The sequence below is a fragment of the Streptomyces sp. NPDC054757 genome (assembly GCF_053612185.1).
This window is the reverse complement of record NZ_JBSHBW010000013.1, coordinates 82,942-99,294: the sequence shown is the minus strand read 5'-3', so window position 1 is coordinate 99,294 and position 16,353 is coordinate 82,942. Positions and strand designations below refer to the sequence as shown.

At 70.7% G+C, this 16,353-nt stretch carries 17 protein-coding genes; 4 read left to right on the top strand and 13 right to left on the bottom strand.

The genetic code is table 11. The annotated features are described in order from the left end of the window. Positions 1–57 precede the first annotated feature (57 nt). From ACWGKJ_RS17770 to ACWGKJ_RS17740, 7 genes are all read right to left on the bottom strand, one after another. Positions 58–723 carry a potassium-transporting ATPase subunit C gene (locus tag ACWGKJ_RS17770; protein WP_385030731.1) on the bottom strand — a complete coding sequence of 222 codons (666 nt, stop codon included), beginning with the start codon at positions 721–723 and terminating at the stop codon, positions 58–60. A gap of 5 nt (positions 724–728) precedes the next feature. Then, positions 729–2,822 (bottom strand): potassium-transporting ATPase subunit KdpB, encoded by a 2,094-nt coding sequence (kdpB, locus tag ACWGKJ_RS17765; protein ID WP_385030734.1) that lies wholly within the window; start codon positions 2,820–2,822, stop codon positions 729–731. After that, a complete protein-coding gene (kdpA, locus tag ACWGKJ_RS17760; RefSeq protein WP_385030740.1) occupies positions 2,819–4,498 on the bottom strand; it encodes a potassium-transporting ATPase subunit KdpA in 1,680 nt (559 codons plus the stop codon). The genes kdpB and kdpA overlap by 4 nt, the downstream gene beginning before the upstream one ends. Before the next feature lie 6 nt (positions 4,499–4,504). Then, complete coding sequence (kdpF, locus tag ACWGKJ_RS17755; RefSeq protein WP_164260163.1) at positions 4,505–4,588, bottom strand: K(+)-transporting ATPase subunit F; 84 nt, start codon at positions 4,586–4,588, stop codon at positions 4,505–4,507. A 393-nt stretch (positions 4,589–4,981) separates the two neighbouring features. Beyond that, positions 4,982–5,755, bottom strand: a complete 774-nt coding sequence (locus ACWGKJ_RS17750; RefSeq protein ID WP_385034057.1) for a DUF3710 domain-containing protein — start codon at positions 5,753–5,755, stop codon at positions 4,982–4,984. 1 nt (position 5,756) lies between these two features. After that, a complete protein-coding gene (dut, locus tag ACWGKJ_RS17745; protein WP_385034060.1) occupies positions 5,757–6,272 on the bottom strand; it encodes a dUTP diphosphatase in 516 nt (171 codons plus the stop codon). Continuing rightward, on the bottom strand, positions 6,269–6,853 hold the full coding sequence (locus ACWGKJ_RS17740) for a PaaI family thioesterase (protein WP_385034063.1): 585 nt from the start codon (positions 6,851–6,853) through the stop codon (positions 6,269–6,271). The genes dut and ACWGKJ_RS17740 overlap by 4 nt, the downstream gene beginning before the upstream one ends. A 58-nt stretch (positions 6,854–6,911) precedes the next feature. Between ACWGKJ_RS17740 and ACWGKJ_RS17735 the strand changes: the two genes are divergently transcribed. Then, positions 6,912–7,358, top strand: coding sequence for a DUF3093 domain-containing protein (locus ACWGKJ_RS17735; RefSeq protein WP_385034066.1), 447 nt, complete (start codon positions 6,912–6,914; stop codon positions 7,356–7,358). 33 nt (positions 7,359–7,391) lie between these two features. Here ACWGKJ_RS17735 and ACWGKJ_RS17730 read toward each other — a convergent pair whose 3' ends face one another. The 4 genes from ACWGKJ_RS17730 to ACWGKJ_RS17715 all read right to left on the bottom strand — a co-directional run bounded on the left by ACWGKJ_RS17730 (position 7,392) and on the right by ACWGKJ_RS17715 (position 10,981). Further along, positions 7,392–8,384: a hypothetical protein gene (locus tag ACWGKJ_RS17730; protein WP_385034069.1), complete on the bottom strand. Its 993-nt coding sequence runs from the start codon at positions 8,382–8,384 to the stop codon at positions 7,392–7,394. An 11-nt stretch (positions 8,385–8,395) separates the two neighbouring features. Next, positions 8,396–8,692 carry a DUF4193 domain-containing protein gene (locus tag ACWGKJ_RS17725; RefSeq protein ID WP_164260119.1) on the bottom strand — a complete coding sequence of 99 codons (297 nt, stop codon included), beginning with the start codon at positions 8,690–8,692 and terminating at the stop codon, positions 8,396–8,398. A gap of 395 nt (positions 8,693–9,087) precedes the next feature. Beyond that, positions 9,088–10,320 carry a sensor histidine kinase gene (locus ACWGKJ_RS17720; RefSeq protein ID WP_453315761.1) on the bottom strand — a complete coding sequence of 411 codons (1,233 nt, stop codon included), beginning with the start codon at positions 10,318–10,320 and terminating at the stop codon, positions 9,088–9,090. A gap of 7 nt (positions 10,321–10,327) precedes the next feature. After that, on the bottom strand, positions 10,328–10,981 hold the full coding sequence (locus ACWGKJ_RS17715) for a response regulator transcription factor (protein WP_327294825.1): 654 nt from the start codon (positions 10,979–10,981) through the stop codon (positions 10,328–10,330). A 310-nt stretch (positions 10,982–11,291) separates the two neighbouring features. On the opposite strand from ACWGKJ_RS17715, the gene ACWGKJ_RS17710 reads away from it, so the two are divergent. Continuing rightward, positions 11,292–11,516 carry a hypothetical protein gene (locus tag ACWGKJ_RS17710; protein WP_385022158.1) on the top strand — a complete coding sequence of 75 codons (225 nt, stop codon included), beginning with the start codon at positions 11,292–11,294 and terminating at the stop codon, positions 11,514–11,516. Between the two features lie 94 nt (positions 11,517–11,610). On the opposite strand, the gene ACWGKJ_RS17705 is transcribed toward ACWGKJ_RS17710, so the two are convergent. Further along, positions 11,611–12,411 carry an inositol monophosphatase family protein gene (locus ACWGKJ_RS17705; protein ID WP_385021372.1) on the bottom strand — a complete coding sequence of 267 codons (801 nt, stop codon included), beginning with the start codon at positions 12,409–12,411 and terminating at the stop codon, positions 11,611–11,613. A 112-nt stretch (positions 12,412–12,523) separates the two neighbouring features. Then, the gene (locus tag ACWGKJ_RS17700) at positions 12,524–13,636 is read right to left on the bottom strand and encodes a ferrochelatase (RefSeq protein ID WP_385021375.1); all 1,113 of its coding nucleotides are present in this window, start codon (positions 13,634–13,636) and stop codon (positions 12,524–12,526) included. A gap of 151 nt (positions 13,637–13,787) precedes the next feature. Here ACWGKJ_RS17700 and ACWGKJ_RS17695 point away from each other — a divergent pair, with 151 nt between their 5' ends. Both ACWGKJ_RS17695 and ACWGKJ_RS17690 read left to right on the top strand, forming a co-directional pair. After that, a complete protein-coding gene (locus ACWGKJ_RS17695) occupies positions 13,788–15,059 on the top strand; it encodes an MFS transporter (RefSeq protein WP_385021377.1) in 1,272 nt (423 codons plus the stop codon). Further along, on the top strand, positions 14,992–16,338 hold the full coding sequence (locus tag ACWGKJ_RS17690) for a D-arabinono-1,4-lactone oxidase (RefSeq protein WP_385021380.1): 1,347 nt from the start codon (positions 14,992–14,994) through the stop codon (positions 16,336–16,338). The genes ACWGKJ_RS17695 and ACWGKJ_RS17690 overlap by 68 nt, the downstream gene beginning before the upstream one ends. Positions 16,339–16,353 lie beyond the last annotated feature (15 nt).

Genomic DNA, 16,353 nt, shown 5'->3' with positions numbered 1-16,353 from the left:
CCGCAGCTGTCCCGGCGGTCACCGGCGGCTTCCGGCTCTCAGCCGGTCACCGTACGGTCAGCCTTCGGTCAGCTGCTTCAGCGCCACATTGAGCTCCAGGACGTCGACCCGGGGCTCCCCGACGAAGCCGAGCGTACGGCCGGTGGTGTGCCCGGCGACCAGCCGCTCGACCTGCGCCACCGTGAGGTGGTTGCGGGCGGCGACCCGGTGCACCTGGAGCTTCGCGTACTGCGGCGAGATGTCCGGGTCGAGCCCGGAGCCCGAGGAGGTGACGGCGTCGGCGGGCACGTCGGACGGCCGCACCCGGTAGCCGGGGACCGAGTTGTCCCTGATCACGGCGGACTTGGTGGCCCTGACCCAGCTGATCAGTTCCGCGTTGTCGCCCGACCGGTTGGTCGCCCCGGACACCAGCAGCCGGTACTGGGTGTTGACGCTGTTGGTGCCCAGGCCGTTGGAGGGGCGCGGCTGGAACCATCTGAGGTCGGGCGCCGGGGTCTGCTGCCCCTTCTTCAGCGGCAGGGTGTACCGCTGCCCGATGAGGGAGGAGCCGACGACCCTGCCGCCGGACCTGATCTCGGAACCGTTGGCCTGGTGGCCCATGACCGCCTGGGCGACGCCGGTGACGGCGAGGGGGTAGACCACCCCGCAGACGACGGTCAGGACGAGAAGGGCGCGCAGTCCGGCCCAGAGCAGGCGGCCGGTACCGCTCACGGAGTTGTTCATGGGGGTCACCCGATCCCGGGTATGAGGGAGATGAGCAGATCGATGATCTTGATGCCGATGAACGGCGCGACCAGGCCGCCGAGCCCGTAGATCCCGAGGTTGCGGCGGAGCATCCGGTCGGCGCCGGTCGGCTTGTACCGCACACCCTTCAGAGCCAGCGGCACCAGCGCGACGATGACCAGCGCGTTGAAGACGACGGCCGAGAGGATCGCGGTCTCGGGCGACGAGAGGCGCATGATGTTCAGCTTGTCGAGGCTCGGGTACGCCACCGCGAACATCGCGGGGATGATCGCGAAGTACTTGGCGACGTCGTTGGCGATGGAGAACGTCGTCAGGGCGCCCCGGGTGATGAGCAGCTGCTTTCCGATCTCGACGATCTCGATCAGCTTCGTCGGGTTGGAGTCCAGGTCCACCATGTTCCCGGCCTCCTTGGCGGCCGATGTCCCGGTGTTCATGGCCACTCCGACGTCCGCCTGCGCCAGGGCCGGGGCGTCGTTCGTCCCGTCCCCCGTCATCGCGACGAGCTGGCCGCCGGCCTGCTCACGCTTGATCAGCGCCATCTTGTCCTCGGGGGTGGCCTCGGCGAGGAAGTCGTCGACGCCCGCCTCCTGGGCGATGGCCCGCGCCGTCAGCGGGTTGTCGCCCGTGATCATGACGGTCTTGATGCCCATACGGCGCAGCTCGTCGAACCGCTCCCGCATCCCTTCCTTGACGACGTCCTTGAGATGGACGACGCCCAGCACCCGGGCGCCCTCCCGGTCCTCGACGGCGACGAGCAGCGGGGTGCCGCCCGCATCCGAGATCGCGTCCGTGAGCGTCCGCGCGTCCTGCGGGACCTGCCCGCCGTTCTCCCGTACCCAGGCGGCGACGGAGCCGCTCGCGCCCTTGCGGATCCGGCGGCCACCGGTGTCCACGCCCGACATACGGGTCTGTGCGGTGAAGGAGATCCAGTCGGCCCCGGTCAGCTCGCCGCGGCTGCGCTCGCGCAGTCCGTACTTCTCCTTGGCGAGTACGACGACCGAGCGGCCCTCCGGTGTCTCGTCGGCCAGCGAGGAGAGCTGCGCCGCGTCGGCGAGCACGGCCTCGGTGACGCCCCGGACGGGGACGAACGCGGCGGCCTGCCGGTTGCCGAGGGTGATGGTGCCCGTCTTGTCGAGCAGCAGGGTCGACACATCACCGGCGGCCTCGACCGCGCGTCCCGACATGGCCAGCACATTGCGCTGGACGAGCCGGTCCATGCCCGCGATGCCGATCGCGGAGAGCAGCGCGCCGATGGTGGTCGGGATCAGGCAGACCAGCAGCGCGGTGAGGACGGTCATCGACTGCTTCGCACCGGCGTACTCCGCGAACGGCTGGAGGGTCACGACCGCCAGCAGGAAGACGATGGTGAGCGAGGCGAGCAGGATGTTCAGCGCGATCTCGTTGGGCGTCTTCTGCCGGGCGGCGCCCTCCACCAGTTTGATCATCCGGTCGATGAAGGTCTCGCCGGGCTTCGTCATGATCCTGACGACGATCCGGTCGGAGAGCACCTTCGTACCGCCGGTGACGGCCGAGCGGTCGCCGCCCGACTCCCTGATGACGGGGGCTGATTCACCGGTGATCGCCGACTCGTCGACCGATGCGACCCCTTCGACGACGTCGCCGTCCCCGGGGATGGTGTCACCGGCCTCGCAGACCACCAGGTCGCCGATGCGCAGCGCGGTGCCGGGCACCTGCTCCTCCACGGCGCCGTCGAGCCGCCGGGCGACGGTGTCGCTCTTGGCCCTGCGCAGGGTGTCGGCCTGGGCCTTGCCGCGGCCCTCGGCGACCGCCTCCGCCAGATTGGCGAAGACCGTGGTCAGCCAGAGCCAGCCGGTGACGGCCCAGCCGAACCAGTCGCCCGGGTCCTTGAGCGCGAATCCGGTGGTGACCACGGAGCCGACCTCGACCACGAACATCACGGGCGACTTGACCATGATCCGCGGATCGAGTTTGCGCAGGGCGTCGGGGAAGGACCTGAGCAGCTGCCGGGGGTCGAACAGCCCGCCGCCGACACGGCCTTCGGACTTCGGGCCCGGCGCGTCCTGGTGGGGCACGCGGGCCGGGGTGAGGGTACTCATGACGCCAGCCCTTCAGCGAGCGGTCCCAGCGCGAGCGCCGGGAAGTAGGTCAGACCAGCGATGATCATGATCGTGCCGACGAGCAGCCCGGCGAAGAGGGGCTTGTCGGTACGGAGGGTCCCGGAGGTCTCGGGTGTCCGGCGCTGTCCGGCGAGCGAGCCCGCGAGCGCCAGTACGAACACCATCGGTACGAAGCGGCCCAGCAGCATGGCGAGCCCGATGGTGGTGTTGAACCACTGGGTGTCGGCGCCCAGTCCGGCGAAGGCCGAACCGTTGTTGTTGGCGCCGGACGTGTAGGCGTAGAGGATCTCCGAGAAGCCGTGCGCCCCGGAGTTGGTCATCGAGTGGCCGGGGGTCGGCAGGGCCATCGCGGCCGCGGTGAAGCAGAGCACCAGTGCGGGGGTGACGAGGATGTAGCAGGACGCGAACTTGATCTCGCGGACGCCGATCTTCTTGCCCAGGTACTCGGGCGTACGGCCGACCATCAGACCGGCGATGAACACCGCGATGACCGCCATGATCAGCATCCCGTAGAGACCCGACCCGACACCGCCGGGCGCGATCTCGCCGAGCTGCATGCCCAGCATCGTGATGCCCCCGCCGAAGCCGGTGAAGGACGAGTGGAAGGAGTTGACCGCGCCGGTCGAGGTGAGCGTGGTCGCCACCGAGAAGATCGACGAGCCGCCGACCCCGAAGCGGGTCTCCTTGCCCTCCATGGCGCCGCCCGCGAGGTCGAAGGCGGGGCCCCCGTGGTGGAACTCGGTCCACATCATCAGCGCGGTGAAGGCGATCCAGATGGTCACCATCGTCGCCAGGATCGCGTACCCCTGTTTCAGGGAGCCCGCCATCCGGCCGAAGGTGCGGGTCATCGCGAAGGGGATGACCAGGATCAGGAAGATCTCCAGGAGGTTGGAGATGCCGTTCGGATTCTCGAAGGGGTGGGCGGAGTTGGCGTTGAAGTAGCCACCGCCGTTGGTGCCCAGCTCCTTGATGGCCTCCTGCGACGCGACGGCGCCGCCGTTCCACTGCTGCGCTCCGCCGGTGAACTGGCCGACCTCATGGATCCCCGCGAAGTTCTGGATGGCGCCGCACGCCACCAGGACCAGCGCGCCAGCGACGGCGATGGGGATGAGGATGCGGACGGTGCCGCGGACCAGATCGGCCCAGAAGTTGCCCAGTTCACCGCCGCCGGACGCACCGGTACGGGAGCGGGCGAAGCCCCGTACGAGGGCGATCGCGACGGCCATGCCCACGGCGGCCGAGACGAAGTTCTGCACCGCGAGGCCGCCGGTCTGCACGACATGGCCCATGGCCTGCTCGCCCGAGTACGACTGCCAGTTGGTGTTGGCGACGAAGGAGGCGGCGGTGTTGAACGCCTGGTCCGGGTCGATCGAGCGGAAGCCCAGCGAGCCGGGCAGAGCGCCCTGCACCCGCTGGAGCAGATAGAGGAAGAGGATGCTCACCAGCGAGAAGGCGAGAACCCCGCGGAGATACGCGGGCCAGCGCATCGCCGAGTCGGGATTGGCGCCGATGGCCTTGTAGATCCACTTCTCGGCCCGCAGATGCCGGTCGGACGAGTAGACCCGGGCCATGAAGTCGCCGAGGGGCCGGTAGACCAGACCGAGCGCCACGATGAGCGCGAGCATCTGGAGGGCGCCGGCGAGTACGGGGCTCAGCACGGCTCAGAACCTCTCCGGGTGGACAAGGGCGAGGACGAGATAGCCCAGCAGGGCAACGGCCACCACGAGGCCGATCACCGCTTCCACGGCAGAACCGGTCACAGCTTCGACACCCCCTTGGCGATGAGCGCCACCAGCGCGAAGACCGCGGCCATGGTGACGACGAAGGCCACATCGGCCATCGTGAGCTCCTGAAACAGTTCGAGGATTCGAAAGAACGGACTCCCTGAGCAAACCCCCTCGAACGTCGCCGGGACCGTTCGTTGACGCCTCCCATACGTCGAGGGGTCCGCCCTTGACGCGATCCCTACGCTGCCCCCTGTGACCGGGCACACACGGCTCTGACCAGCAGAAAGGCCGGTGGCCCGCACTCCCGTCGGGGAGTGCGGGCCACCGGCCCTGCTGTGTGGTGCGGTGCTGTGCCCTGGTTCGGGGTGCGCGGTGGTTCAGGCTGCGCGCTGAGTCAGGCCGCCCGGCGGGTCAGCGCACTTCGGTGATCTCAGGGCCGCGCTGAAGCTGGCCCATGCCACCGGAGAAGCGCGAGCCCTCCTGCTCCTCCTGCTGCACACCGTCGGGCATCATCTGCGCGTCGTCCGGCAGCTTGAGGACGATCGGGTCGCGGGGGGCCATCGGTCCCTCGCCCCGGACCACCACGGTGTCCCGGAAGATCTGCTCCAGCACCCCGGCCGCCTCGGGCTGGACCGCGCCCTGGCCCGAGATGACACCGCGCAGGAACCAGCGCGGCCCGTCGACACCGACGAAGCGCACCAGCTGCACGCCGTTCGTGCCGTCCGGGAGCTGGACGGGCACCTGGGCCCGCAGCTCCCAGCCGAGCGGACCCTCGACCTCGTCGATGATGCCGCCCTGCTGGGTGATGCCCGAGGCGATCTCCTCGCGCACCTCGCCCCAGATGCCTTCCTTCTTCGGTGCGGCGAAGCCCTGGAGCTGTACGGCGCTGTCGCGCAGGACGACCGTGGCCGCGACGATCGCGTCACCCGCGACCTCGACACGCAGCTCCATGCCCTCGACCCCGGGGACGAACAGACCGCCCAGGTCCACCCGTCCCTCGGCCGCCTCACGGACCTCGGAGATGTCCCAGGGACCGTCGGGCCGCGGAGCGGGGGGCAGGCCGGACCTGTGGGCCCCGCTCACCTCCGCGGACTCCTCGCCCGCGGCGTCGGCGCCGCCGTCGAACTGCCCGGCCTCGCCCGTCGCGTCCTCGTCGGAACCGCTGTTCTTGCGACGTCCGAACACGTCACTGTCCTTCCCGGTCGGATACGACCGATGCGTATCGATTCCCACCCTGTGGCCCGCCCACAGCGGCATGTCCGCCGGTGGACCCGAAGCCCCCTCCGGCCCGTGACGAGCCGGGAAGCTCCGCCACCTCATGGAAGCGCACCTTCTCGACCTGCTGTACTACCAGCTGGGCGATCCGGTCGAAGCGCTCGAACCGCACGCTCTCGCGCGGATCGAGATTGACCACGATCACCTTGATCTCTCCACGGTACCCGGCATCCACCGTCCCCGGGGCATTCACCAGCGCGACTCCGCAGCGGGCCGCAAGCCCGGACCGCGGGTGCACGAAGGCGGCGTACCCGTCGGGCAGCGCCACCGAGATCCCGGTGGGCAGCACGGCACGCTCCCCCGGCGCCAGCTCGGCCGCCTCGGTGGTCACCAGATCGGCGCCCGCGTCGCCCGGGTGCCCGTAGGAGGGGAGCGGCGCGTCGGGGTCGACGCGGTGGATCAGTACGTCCACGGGGTCACGGCTCATGGGTTCACCTCGAAGGCACGGGCGCGCTTGATCTGGTCGGGGTCTTCCATCGCGGCCCGGATCTCCTCGGGCCGTCCGTTCTCGGTAAAGTGGTCCACCTTGACCTCGATGAACAGGGCGTCGGCGCGGACCGCGACCGGCCCGTCGGGACCGCCGATCCGGCCGGTCGCGGTGGAGAAGATCTTCCGGCCGCTCACCGCAGTGACCCGGGCCTCCAGATGGAGCGCGGTGCCCACCGGAACGGGCGCCACGAAGTCGGTCTCCAGCCGGCCGGTCACCGCGATCACCCGCAGCAGCCAGTTCAGCGAGCCGAGCGTCTCGTCGAGCGCGGAGGCGAGCACACCGCCGTGCGCGAGGCCGGGGGCGCCCTGGTGGGCGGGTTTCACGGTGAATTCGGCGGTGACGCTCACACCTTCACCGGCGCGCGCCTGGAGGTGCAGCCCGTGCGGCTGTCCTTCGCCGCAGCCGAAACAGTGCGCGTAGTGCGCTCCGAGCAGCTCACCGGGGGCCGGGGCATCGTGGTGGCGCACGGGCGCTATGGCGTCGGCCGGAGGCGTCAGCGCTGAAGATGTTCGTGTCACAGCCGCAGACATTACCCGCGCGGCAACGCGGGGTGGGCACCATGCCAAGCTTGGCCTCATGCAGCCTTACGAAGAACGTCTCACCGCGCCCCGCTCCTGGTGGCTCATCGCCCTCCTCGTCGGGATCGCGGGCGGGCTGATCACCCTGCCGCTCGGCACCCTGCCGATGCTCGGCGGCCTGGTCGGCGGTGCGGCGGTGGCGGGCATCATCGTCAGCTCGTACGGCTCGGTCCGCATCCGGGTCGTCGCGGGCTCCCTGGTCGCGGGCGACGCGAAGATCCCGCTGAGCGCGCTGGGCGAGGCCACGGTGCTGGACGCCGACGAGACGGTCGCCTGGCGCTCGTACAAGGCCGATCCCCGCGCCTTCATGCTGATGCGCAGCTATGTACGGACGGCTCTGCGGGTGGAGATCACGGACCCGGCCGACCCGACGCCGTACGCCTATCTCTCGACCCGTGACCCCGAGGCCCTGAAGACGGCCCTGGCCGCGGTGCCCGCCGCCTGACCCGGGCGCCGTCTGACCCGAGGGCTGCCCCCGCTAGAACTCTCCGGTGTCCCCGGCGGGGAGTTCCTTCGGCTGCTGGAGCGGTGGCAGCTCGGGGAGTGCGTCCCAGGAGACCTGGCGCTTGCGCATGTCCTTGCGCACCTTGGCGGCGAGCTTGTGGGTGTCCCGGCGGTTCATTACGGCGCCGACGGTGGCGCCCACCATGAAAGGCATCAGGTTCGGCAGGTCGCGGACGGTGCGCTTCATGATCTGCTGGCGCATCTCGCGCTTCATCTGGCCGCCGATCGCGGTGAACGTGGCGGGCTTGGAAATGTCGAAGCCGCGCTCGCCCGACCACGCGTGCAGATAGGCGGTGGAGCGGTCCTTGAGACTGCCCGGCGGGCGCATTCCGTAGACCTCGTGCAGTTCGGCGATGAGCTTCAGCTCGATCGCCGCGACTCCGGTGATCTCCGCGGCGATCTCGGCCGGCATGGCGAGCGGTACCGGCAGCATCGCGGCCGCCCCGATGCCCGCGCCGACGGCCGATGTGGCGTTGGCCGCGCCCGCGACGAGCCGGTCGGCGATCTCTTCGGGTCCGAGCCCGGGAAAGTGCTTGCGCAGCGTCGTGAGATCGCGGACCGGGATCCGGGGTGCGGTGGCGATGATGCGGTCGGTGACGTAGGCGAGCCCCGCCTTCGCGCCTGCACCGCTCTTCTGGATGCCCTGCTGTATCCCGTGCTGTATGCCATGCATGCCGTGTCTGAGGGCGCCCAGCCGACGGGCCCCGGTCATGGGTCCGTCCTGCACGTCCCGCGCCACTGCCGCGAAGGGCGCCGCCTCGTCGAGCGAGGCCGGAAGGCCCCGCTCGTCGTCCTGTGCGCTGCTGCCGAGCGCGCTCTCCCCGTGACCGTCCTCCTCCGGGGGCCGGAGGGCGAGGGGCTCGGCGGGCGCTTCCGCGCCTTCTGCCGGGCCCGTGACGCCCTGCTGGTCCTCGGGGGAACCCTTCCGCCGGAAGCGCCGCTTCCGGGACGGTGTCGCGCCTTCCACGGCCTGCTGCCTCAGTCGCAGTCGCGGCAGATGGGCTGGCCGTTCTTCTCGCGCGCCAGCTGACTGCGGTGGTGCACCAGGAAGCAGCTCATGCAGGTGAACTCGTCGGCCTGCCGGGGCAGCACCCGCACGGACAGCTCTTCGTTGGACAGGTCGGCGCCGGGCAGTTCGAGGCCCTCGGCCTGCTCGAACTCGTCGACGTCGACAGCCGCCGTCGACTTGTCGTTCCGACGTGCCTTGAGCTCTTCCAGACTGTCCTGGTCGCTGTCGTCGTCGGTCTTGCGTGGAGTGTCGTAATCCGTAGCCATGTCGCGCTCTCCCCCTCTGGGTATTTGCGGTGTCTCCAGCGCACGTAACGCGTGAGAGGCCGGACTTGTGCCCGACCTGAGGCGGAGATTTTGCCTCACATCAAGGTCTGTTACTCAATCGACACCCAACCGGATCCCCGGGGAGAGATCGATTTGGATGGCGAACGGGACCGTACACGGTCCCGGGGTGGCGCCCGGCGGGCGCCACCCCGTGTACTTCCCGTGATCGCACCCCCTGGAAACCCAGGGTTTTCCCAGGTTTTCGGGGGTTTGCGCATCACGGAGAGTAGGGAGACACTGAATCGAGCCTGTGACCGATCGCACATCTGTCCCGTAGGAGCGCGTTCCGAAAATTCCGCGCAAAGCGAACATCCGGACGACCCCCGCCGACCGGCTCAGACCGGCAACGTGACACGCATCACGAGGCCACCGCCCTCTCGGGGCTCCGCGATGATACGGCCTCCGTGAGCACGCGCGACCGACCGCGCGATGGAGAGACCGAGCCCGACCCCCTTGTCGCTGCCGGTCCGCTCGGTACGCAGGCGCCTGAACGGCTCGAAGAGATTGTCGATCTCGTAAGCGGGAACCACGGGACCCGTGTTCGAGACCACCAGAAGCGCCTGGCCCGGCTGCAGTTCGGTGGTGACCTCGACCCAGCCGTCCTCCGCCACGTTGTAGCGCACCGCGTTCTGGACGAGGTTGAGGGCGATGCGCTCCAGCAGGATGCCGTTGCCCTGGACGACCGCGGGCGACTGCTCCCCGCGGATCTCCACCCCCTTCTCCGCGGCCTCCGCGAGGGTCTGGTCGATGGCCCGGGTGGCCACCTCGGCCAGATCGACCGGTTTCCGCTCGACGATCTGGTTGTCGCTGCGGGCGAGCAGCAGCAGCCCCTCGACCAGCTGCTCGCTGCGCTCGTTGGTGGCCAGCAGCGTCTTGCCGAGCTGGGTCAGCTCGACGGGCGCCCCCGGATCGGAGAGGTGCACCTCCAGGAGCGTGCGGTTGATCGCCAGCGGGGTGCGGAGTTCGTGCGACGCGTTGGCGACGAACCGCTGCTGCGCGGTGAAGGCCCGCTCCAGCCGGTCGAGCATCTCGTCGAAGGTGTCGGCGAGCTCCTTGAGCTCGTCGTCCGGGCCGTCCAGCTCGATCCGCCGGGTCAGGTCCGTACCGGCCACGCGGCGGGCCGTACGGGTCATCCTGCCGAGTGGGGAGAGCACCCGGCCGGCCACGGCGTAGCCGAAGGCGAAGGCGATGATGCTGAGGCCGACGAGGGCGTACAGCGAGCGGGCCAGCAGATGGTCGAGCGCCTGCTGGCGCTGGTGGTTGACGCAGGAGTTCATGGCCGCGTTGAACTGGTCGGCCGTCCCGTTCTTGGGCAGGTTGCACACCTCGCTGGTGACCGAACCCGCAACGATCTTGAAAGGCAGCTCGACGCCGACGTTGAGCGCCTGCGCCGCCAGCATGTAGATGATCGTCAGCAGCAGGATCCCGGCGATCAGGAACATGCCGCCGTAGAGGAGCGTCAGACGTATCCGGATGGTCGGCCGCAGCAGCGGGGAGAGGGACTCCGAGCTCTTCGGGTCCCAGGTCGGTTTGGGCGGCGCCGCGGGCGCCGCCGGGCTGTTGGGCACGGGGCGCTCAGATCCGGTAGCCCGAGCCCGGCACGGTCACGATGACCGGAGGCTCACCGAGTTTGCGGCGGAGCGTCATGACGGTCACGCGTACGACGTTGGTGAACGGATCGGTGTTCTCGTCCCAGGCCTTCTCCAGTAGCTGCTCGGCCGAGACGACCGCGCCCTCGCTGCGCATCAGCACTTCGAGCACGGCGAACTCCTTGGGGGCCAGCTGGATCTCGCGGCCCTCCCGGAAGACCTCACGGCGGTTGGGGTCCAGCTTGATGCCGGCCCGCTCCAGGACGGGCGGCAGGGCGACCGTCGTACGGCGTCCGAGGGCCCGGACCCGCGCCGTCAGCTCGGTGAACGCGAAGGGCTTGGGCAGATAGTCGTCCGCGCCGAGCTCCAGGCCCTCCACCCGGTCGCTGACGTCTCCCGACGCGGTGAGCATCAGGACCCTGGTGGGCATGCCGAGTTCGACGATCTTGCGGCAGACGTCGTCGCCGTGGATCACGGGCAGGTCCCGGTCGAGGACCACGACGTCGTAGTCGTTGACCCCGATCCGCTCCAGGGCCGCGGCGCCGTCGTACACGACGTCGACGGCCATGGCCTCCCGGCGGAGTCCGGTGGCCACCGCATCGGCGAGCAGCTGCTCGTCCTCGACGACGAGTACGCGCACGGCGCTTGTCCTTCCGTTGCAGCCCGTGTCCGGGCGGAGTCCTGGCATGGAGTGTGTCCCTCCATCCTGCCCCGTACGGCCATAAACCGGCTGTAAGGCAAGGCCAGGTGGTGATCGGCCGGGAATTCAGGGATTGCCGGTGCGGTTGAGGTTTCCTTGAGGCGGAGCAAGGGGAGGACGACTGCACACCCGCCGATCACGCCCTGTACGGGGCGCGCCACATCCCGCTCCGCCACCACCGGGGACGCGTGATCAGTTGATGACCCTCGGCACACCCCCGTGCCACCGACCCACGACGAGGGGGCGCACCATGGACGCATTCACCGCAGGTCTGCTGCAGCGCATAAAGGCCACCCAGACCGACCTGACGCGTGCCCGCGAGTCGGGCGACGACTTCCTGGCGGAGGTCGAGCAGGGCGAGCTGGACGATCTCCACCGTCTCGCGGCCGAACACGGTGTGGCCGTAGGCCCCGCCCTGACCGCCGAGTCCGGCGCTGACATCCACACCGCCGACATCCACACCGCGGGCGTCTGACCCGCACAGCGCGCAGCGCGAGGCCCCCGGCACCTGGGACGGTGCCGGGGGCCTCGCGCTGCGCCGCCGTGGGAGGGCGGCCGCAGCGCCACGCTCAGTCGTGCCAGGCTCCGTACTGCTCCAGCAGCGCCTGGAGCGGCTCGAAGACACCGGGTGACGCGGCGACCGTCAGATCGTCCGTCGGGCGCTCCCCCGGCCGCCCTCCGGTCAGCGCCCCCGCCTCACGGGCGATCAGGCCGCCGGCCGCCCGGTCCCAGGGGTGCAGTCCGCGCTCGTAGTACCCGTCGAGCCGGCCGGCCGCCACGTCGCAGAGGTCGATGGCCGCCGAGCCGCCGCGCCGGATGTCGCGGAGCTGCGGGATGAGCCGCTGGGCCACGGCGGCCTGGTGGGTGCGGACCGTCGCCACGTAGTTGAAGCCGGTCGACACCAGGGCCTGGTCGAGCGGCGGCGCGGGCCTGCACCGCAGCCGGGCCTCGCCGAGATAGGCACCGCCGCCGCGCACCGCGTGGAAGGTCTCACCGCGCATCGGGGCCGCCACCACCCCCGCGACCGTCTCGCCGTCCTGCTCGGCGGCGATCGAGACGGACCAAGTGGGCAGCCCGTAGAGGTAGTTCACGGTGCCGTCCAGCGGGTCGATGACCCAGCGGATGCCGCTGCTGCCCTCGGAGCTGGCGCCCTCCTCGCCCAGGAAGCCGTCCTCGGGGCGGAAGTCGGTGAGATAGCCGGTGATCAGCTTCTCGGCGGCGATGTCCATCTCCGTGACGACGTCGATGGGGCTGGACTTGGTCGCCGCGACCCCCAGATCGGCTGGGCGCCCGTCCCGCAGCAGCGCGCCCGCGCGCCGGGCGGCCTCCAGGGCCAGTTCGAGCAGTTCGGTGTGGAGCGGGTCGGTCACGGTTCTCCCTCTGGTCACGCGTCGGACGGCTGGTTCACACCTACGGGCCCGGCTGCTGGTTCACACCTGCGGTCCGGGCTGCTGGTTCACATGTACGGCCCCGCCGGCTGGTCTACGCGTACGGGCTGTCGGCGCCCGCGGCCGCCGGCTTGGCCGTACGGGCCGGGCAGCAGCCGACCGGACAGACGTCGTGCGAGGGCCCCAGCGCGCCGAGCGTGCAGCGCTCCACCGGGCGGCCCCGCTCGGTGGCCGCCCGCTCAAGGAGCAGGTCGCGCACCGCCGCGGCGAAACGGGGGTCGGCGCCGACGGTCGCCGACCGTACGACGGGCAGGCCCAGTTCGGCCGCCTTCGCGACCGCCTCGGTGTCCAGGTCGTACAGGACCTCCATATGGTCCGAGACGAAGCCGATGGGCACCATCACGACCGCGGGCACCCCCGCCCCGTGCAGCTCCGTGAGGTGATCGCAGATGTCCGGTTCCAGCCAGGGGGTCTGCGGGGAGCCGCTGCGCGACTGGTAGACGAGCTGCCAGGGGTGGTCGGTCCCCGTCTCGGCGCGGACCCGCTCGACGATCACCCGTGCCACGTCCAGGTGCTCGGCGACATACGCCCCGCCCGCCGGGCCCGAGCTGTCGGCGGCGGAGGTGGGGATGGAGTGCGTGGTGAACGCCAGATGGGCGCCGGTCCGGACCGCACCGTCCAGCTCCGCCAGGGAGTTGAGCACGCCGTCGGCCATCGGCCCGACGAAACCCGGGTGGTTGAAGTAATGCCGCAGCTTGTCCACCCGGGGCAGCTCCAGCCCCTCCGCCTCCAGAGTGGCCAGCGCCCCCGCCAGGTCCTCGCGGTACTGGCGGCAGCCGGAGTACGAGGCGTACGCGCTGGTGGCCAGGACGGCGATCCTGCGGTGCCCGTCGGCGGTCATCTCGCGCAGGGTGTCGGTCAGATACGGCGCCCAGTTGCGGTTGCCCCAGTAGACCGGGAGGTCCAGACCGTGTCCCGCGAAGTCCTTGCGGAGTGCGTCGAGGAGGGCGCGGTTCTGGCCGTTGATGGGGCTGACCCCGTCGAACAGGAAGTAGTGCTGCCCCACCTCCTTGAGCCGTTCCTTGGGGATGCCGCGGCCGCGGGTCACGTTCTCCAGGAACGGGACCACGTCGTCCGGGCCCTCGGGGCCGCCGAAGGAGAGCAGCAGGAGGGCGTCGTAGGGAGCTGGATCGCGCTGATCGGACATGCCACAGATCCTGCCACCCGGGTCCGACAGCCTCCGGGACGCCCCACGGAACGCCTGGTCGAGGCCGCCCCCCGATGCCCTGGGTAGATCACCGCCCGTAAGCTGCGCACACCATCAGTACGCCTTACCGGACGCTTTACCGGAGCCCTTCTTGACCAGTCCCTACCGTGCGATCTTCGCCGCCCCCGGCACCAAGGGGTTCTCGGCGGCCGGACTTCTCGGCCGGATGCCGCTGTCCATGATGGGCATCGGCGTGGTGACCATGATCTCGCAGCTCACCGGGCGGTACGGACTGGCCGGCGCGCTCTCCGCGACGCTGGCGCTCTCCGCGGCCGCCATCGGACCGCAGATCTCCCGGCTCGTCGACCGGCACGGGCAGCGGAAGGTGCTGCGTCCGGCGACCGCCGTGTCGGCAGCCGCCGTGGCGGGGCTGCTGGTCTGTGCCCAGCAGCGGCTGCCGGACTGGACGCTCTTCGTCTTCGCGGCCGGCGCCGGCTGTGTCCCGAGCGTGGGCTCCATGGTCCGGGCCCGCTGGGCGTCGATCCACCGGGGAGATCCGCGCAGGCTGCACGCGGCGTACTCCTGGGAGTCGATCGTCGACGAGGTGTGTTTCATCTTCGGCCCGATCCTCTCCATCGGGCTCTCCACCGCCTGGTTCCCCGAGGCGGGGCCGCTGATGGCCGGCGGCTTCCTCGTCGTGGGGGTGTGCTGGCTGACGGCGCAGCGCGCCACCGAGCCGGCCCCGCATCCGCACGGGCACGGCCCCGGCGGCTCCGCCCTGGGCTCTCCCGGGCTGCGGCTGCTGGTGCTGACGTTCGTGGCCACCGGGGCGATCTTCGGCGCGATCGACGTGGTGACGGTCGCCTTCGCGGACGAGCACGGCCACAAGCCGCTGGCCAGTCTGGTGCTCGCGGTGTACGCGCTCGGATCCTGTCTGGCCGGGGCGGTCTTCGGGCTGCTGCACCTCCAGGGGGCCGCTTCCCGCAGATGGCTGGTGGGGGTGTCCGCGATGGCGCTGAGTATGATCCCCCTCCAACTGGCCGGGAACCTGCCGTTTCTGGCCGGGGCGCTCTTTGTCGCGGGGCTCTTCGTCGCACCGACGATGGTGACCACGATGGCCCTCGTCGAGCAGCACGTACCGCGCAGCAGGCTGACCGAGGGCATGACCTGGACCAGTACCGGGCTGGCCGTCGGGGTGGCGCTCGGCTCGTCGGCCGCCGGCTGGGCGGTCGACGCGGGCGGGGCACGCCAGGGCTATCTGGTACCGCTGGTGGCGGGAGCGCTCGCGGCCGCGGTGGCGTTGCCCGGATACCGCCGGCTCACTGCGCCGGTGTCACGAGACGGGAGCGGGGCGGATGACCGGTACACCAGCAACACCGGCACGGACGGCGACGGCGGTACGGGCGCCGGGGACCTGGCGTAACTGGGCGGGGAACGTCAGCACCCGTCCGGCGCGCGAGGTGACCCCCGCGTCCACCGCCGAACTGGCCGATGCCGTCCGGCGCGCGGCGGAGGACGGCCTGAAGGTGAAGGCGGTCGGCACCGGCCACTCCTTCACCGCCGCCGCGGCCACCGACGGGCTGCTGATACGTCCCGGTCTCCTCACCGGTATCCGGCGGATCGACCGCGCGGCGGGCACCGTGACCGTCGAGGCCGGGACCCCGCTGAAGCGGCTCAACCAGGCGCTGGCGCGTGAGGGGCTGACCCTCACGAACATGGGCGACATCATGGACCAGACGGTGGCGGGTGCCACCAGCACCGGCACCCACGGCACCGGCCGTGAGTCCGCGTCGATCTCCGCGCAGATCCGGGCGCTCGAACTGGTGACGGCCGACGGCTCGGTGCTGACGTGCTCGGCCGACGAGCACCCGGAGGTCTTCGCCGCGGCACGGATCGGGCTCGGCGCGCTGGGTGTCGTCACGGCCATCACGTTCGCGGTGGAGCCGGTCTTCCTGCTGACGGCCCGCGAGGAGCCGATGCCCTTCGACCGGGTGACCGCCGACTTCGACCAGCTGGTCGCCGAGAACGAGCACTTCGAGTTCTACTGGTTCCCGCACACCGCCAACTGCAACACCAAGCGCAACAACCGCAGCGCGGGCCCCGCCGCCCCACCCGGCCGGGTGTCCGGCTGGATCGACGACGAGCTGCTCTCCAACGGTGTCTTCCAGGCGGCGTGTTCGCTGGGCCGGGCCGTCCCCGCGACGATCCCCGCGATCGCGAAGATCTCCAGCCGGGCGCTGTCCGCCCGCACCTACACGGACATCCCGTACAAGGTCTTCACAAGTCCGCGCCGGGTGCGCTTCGTGGAGATGGAGTACGCCCTGCCCCGGGAGGCCGCGGTCGCGGCGCTGCGTGAGGTCAGGGCGATGGTGGAGCGCTCGCCGCTGCGGGTGAGCTTCCCCGTCGAGGTCCGTACGGCGCCCGCCGACGACATCGCGCTCTCGACGGCCTCGGGCCGGGAGAGCGCGTACATCGCGGTGCATCTGTACCGGGGCACTCCGCACCGGGCGTACTTCACCGCGGTGGAGCGGATCATGACCGCGCACGGCGGGCGCCCGCACTGGGGCAAGCTGCACACCCGCGACGCGGCGTATCTGGCCGGGGTGTACCCGCGCTTCGGCGAGTTCACGGCGGTACGGGACCGCCTCGACCCCCAGCGGCTGTTCGGCAACGACTATCTGCGCCGGGTCCTGGGCGACTGACAGCCGCCCAGGCCC

Bases quoted from the DNA above. Each gene is read 5' to 3' on its own strand.
- ACWGKJ_RS17710 (WP_385022158.1), top strand. From the start codon at position 11,292: ATGGACGCATTCACCGCAGGTCTGCTGCAGCGCATAAAGGCCACCCAG.
- ACWGKJ_RS17690 (WP_385021380.1), top strand. From the start codon at position 14,992: ATGACCGGTACACCAGCAACACCGGCACGGACGGCGACGGCGGTACGG.
- ACWGKJ_RS17700 (WP_385021375.1), bottom strand. From the start codon at position 13,636: ATGTCCGATCAGCGCGATCCAGCTCCCTACGACGCCCTCCTGCTGCTC.
- ACWGKJ_RS17725 (WP_164260119.1), bottom strand. From the start codon at position 8,692: ATGGCTACGGATTACGACACTCCACGCAAGACCGACGACGACAGCGAC.
- kdpB (WP_385030734.1), bottom strand. From the start codon at position 2,822: ATGAGTACCCTCACCCCGGCCCGCGTGCCCCACCAGGACGCGCCGGGC.
- dut (WP_385034060.1), bottom strand. From the start codon at position 6,272: ATGAGCCGTGACCCCGTGGACGTACTGATCCACCGCGTCGACCCCGAC.
- ACWGKJ_RS17735 (WP_385034066.1), top strand. From the start codon at position 6,912: ATGCAGCCTTACGAAGAACGTCTCACCGCGCCCCGCTCCTGGTGGCTC.
- ACWGKJ_RS17770 (WP_385030731.1), bottom strand. From the start codon at position 723: ATGAACAACTCCGTGAGCGGTACCGGCCGCCTGCTCTGGGCCGGACTG.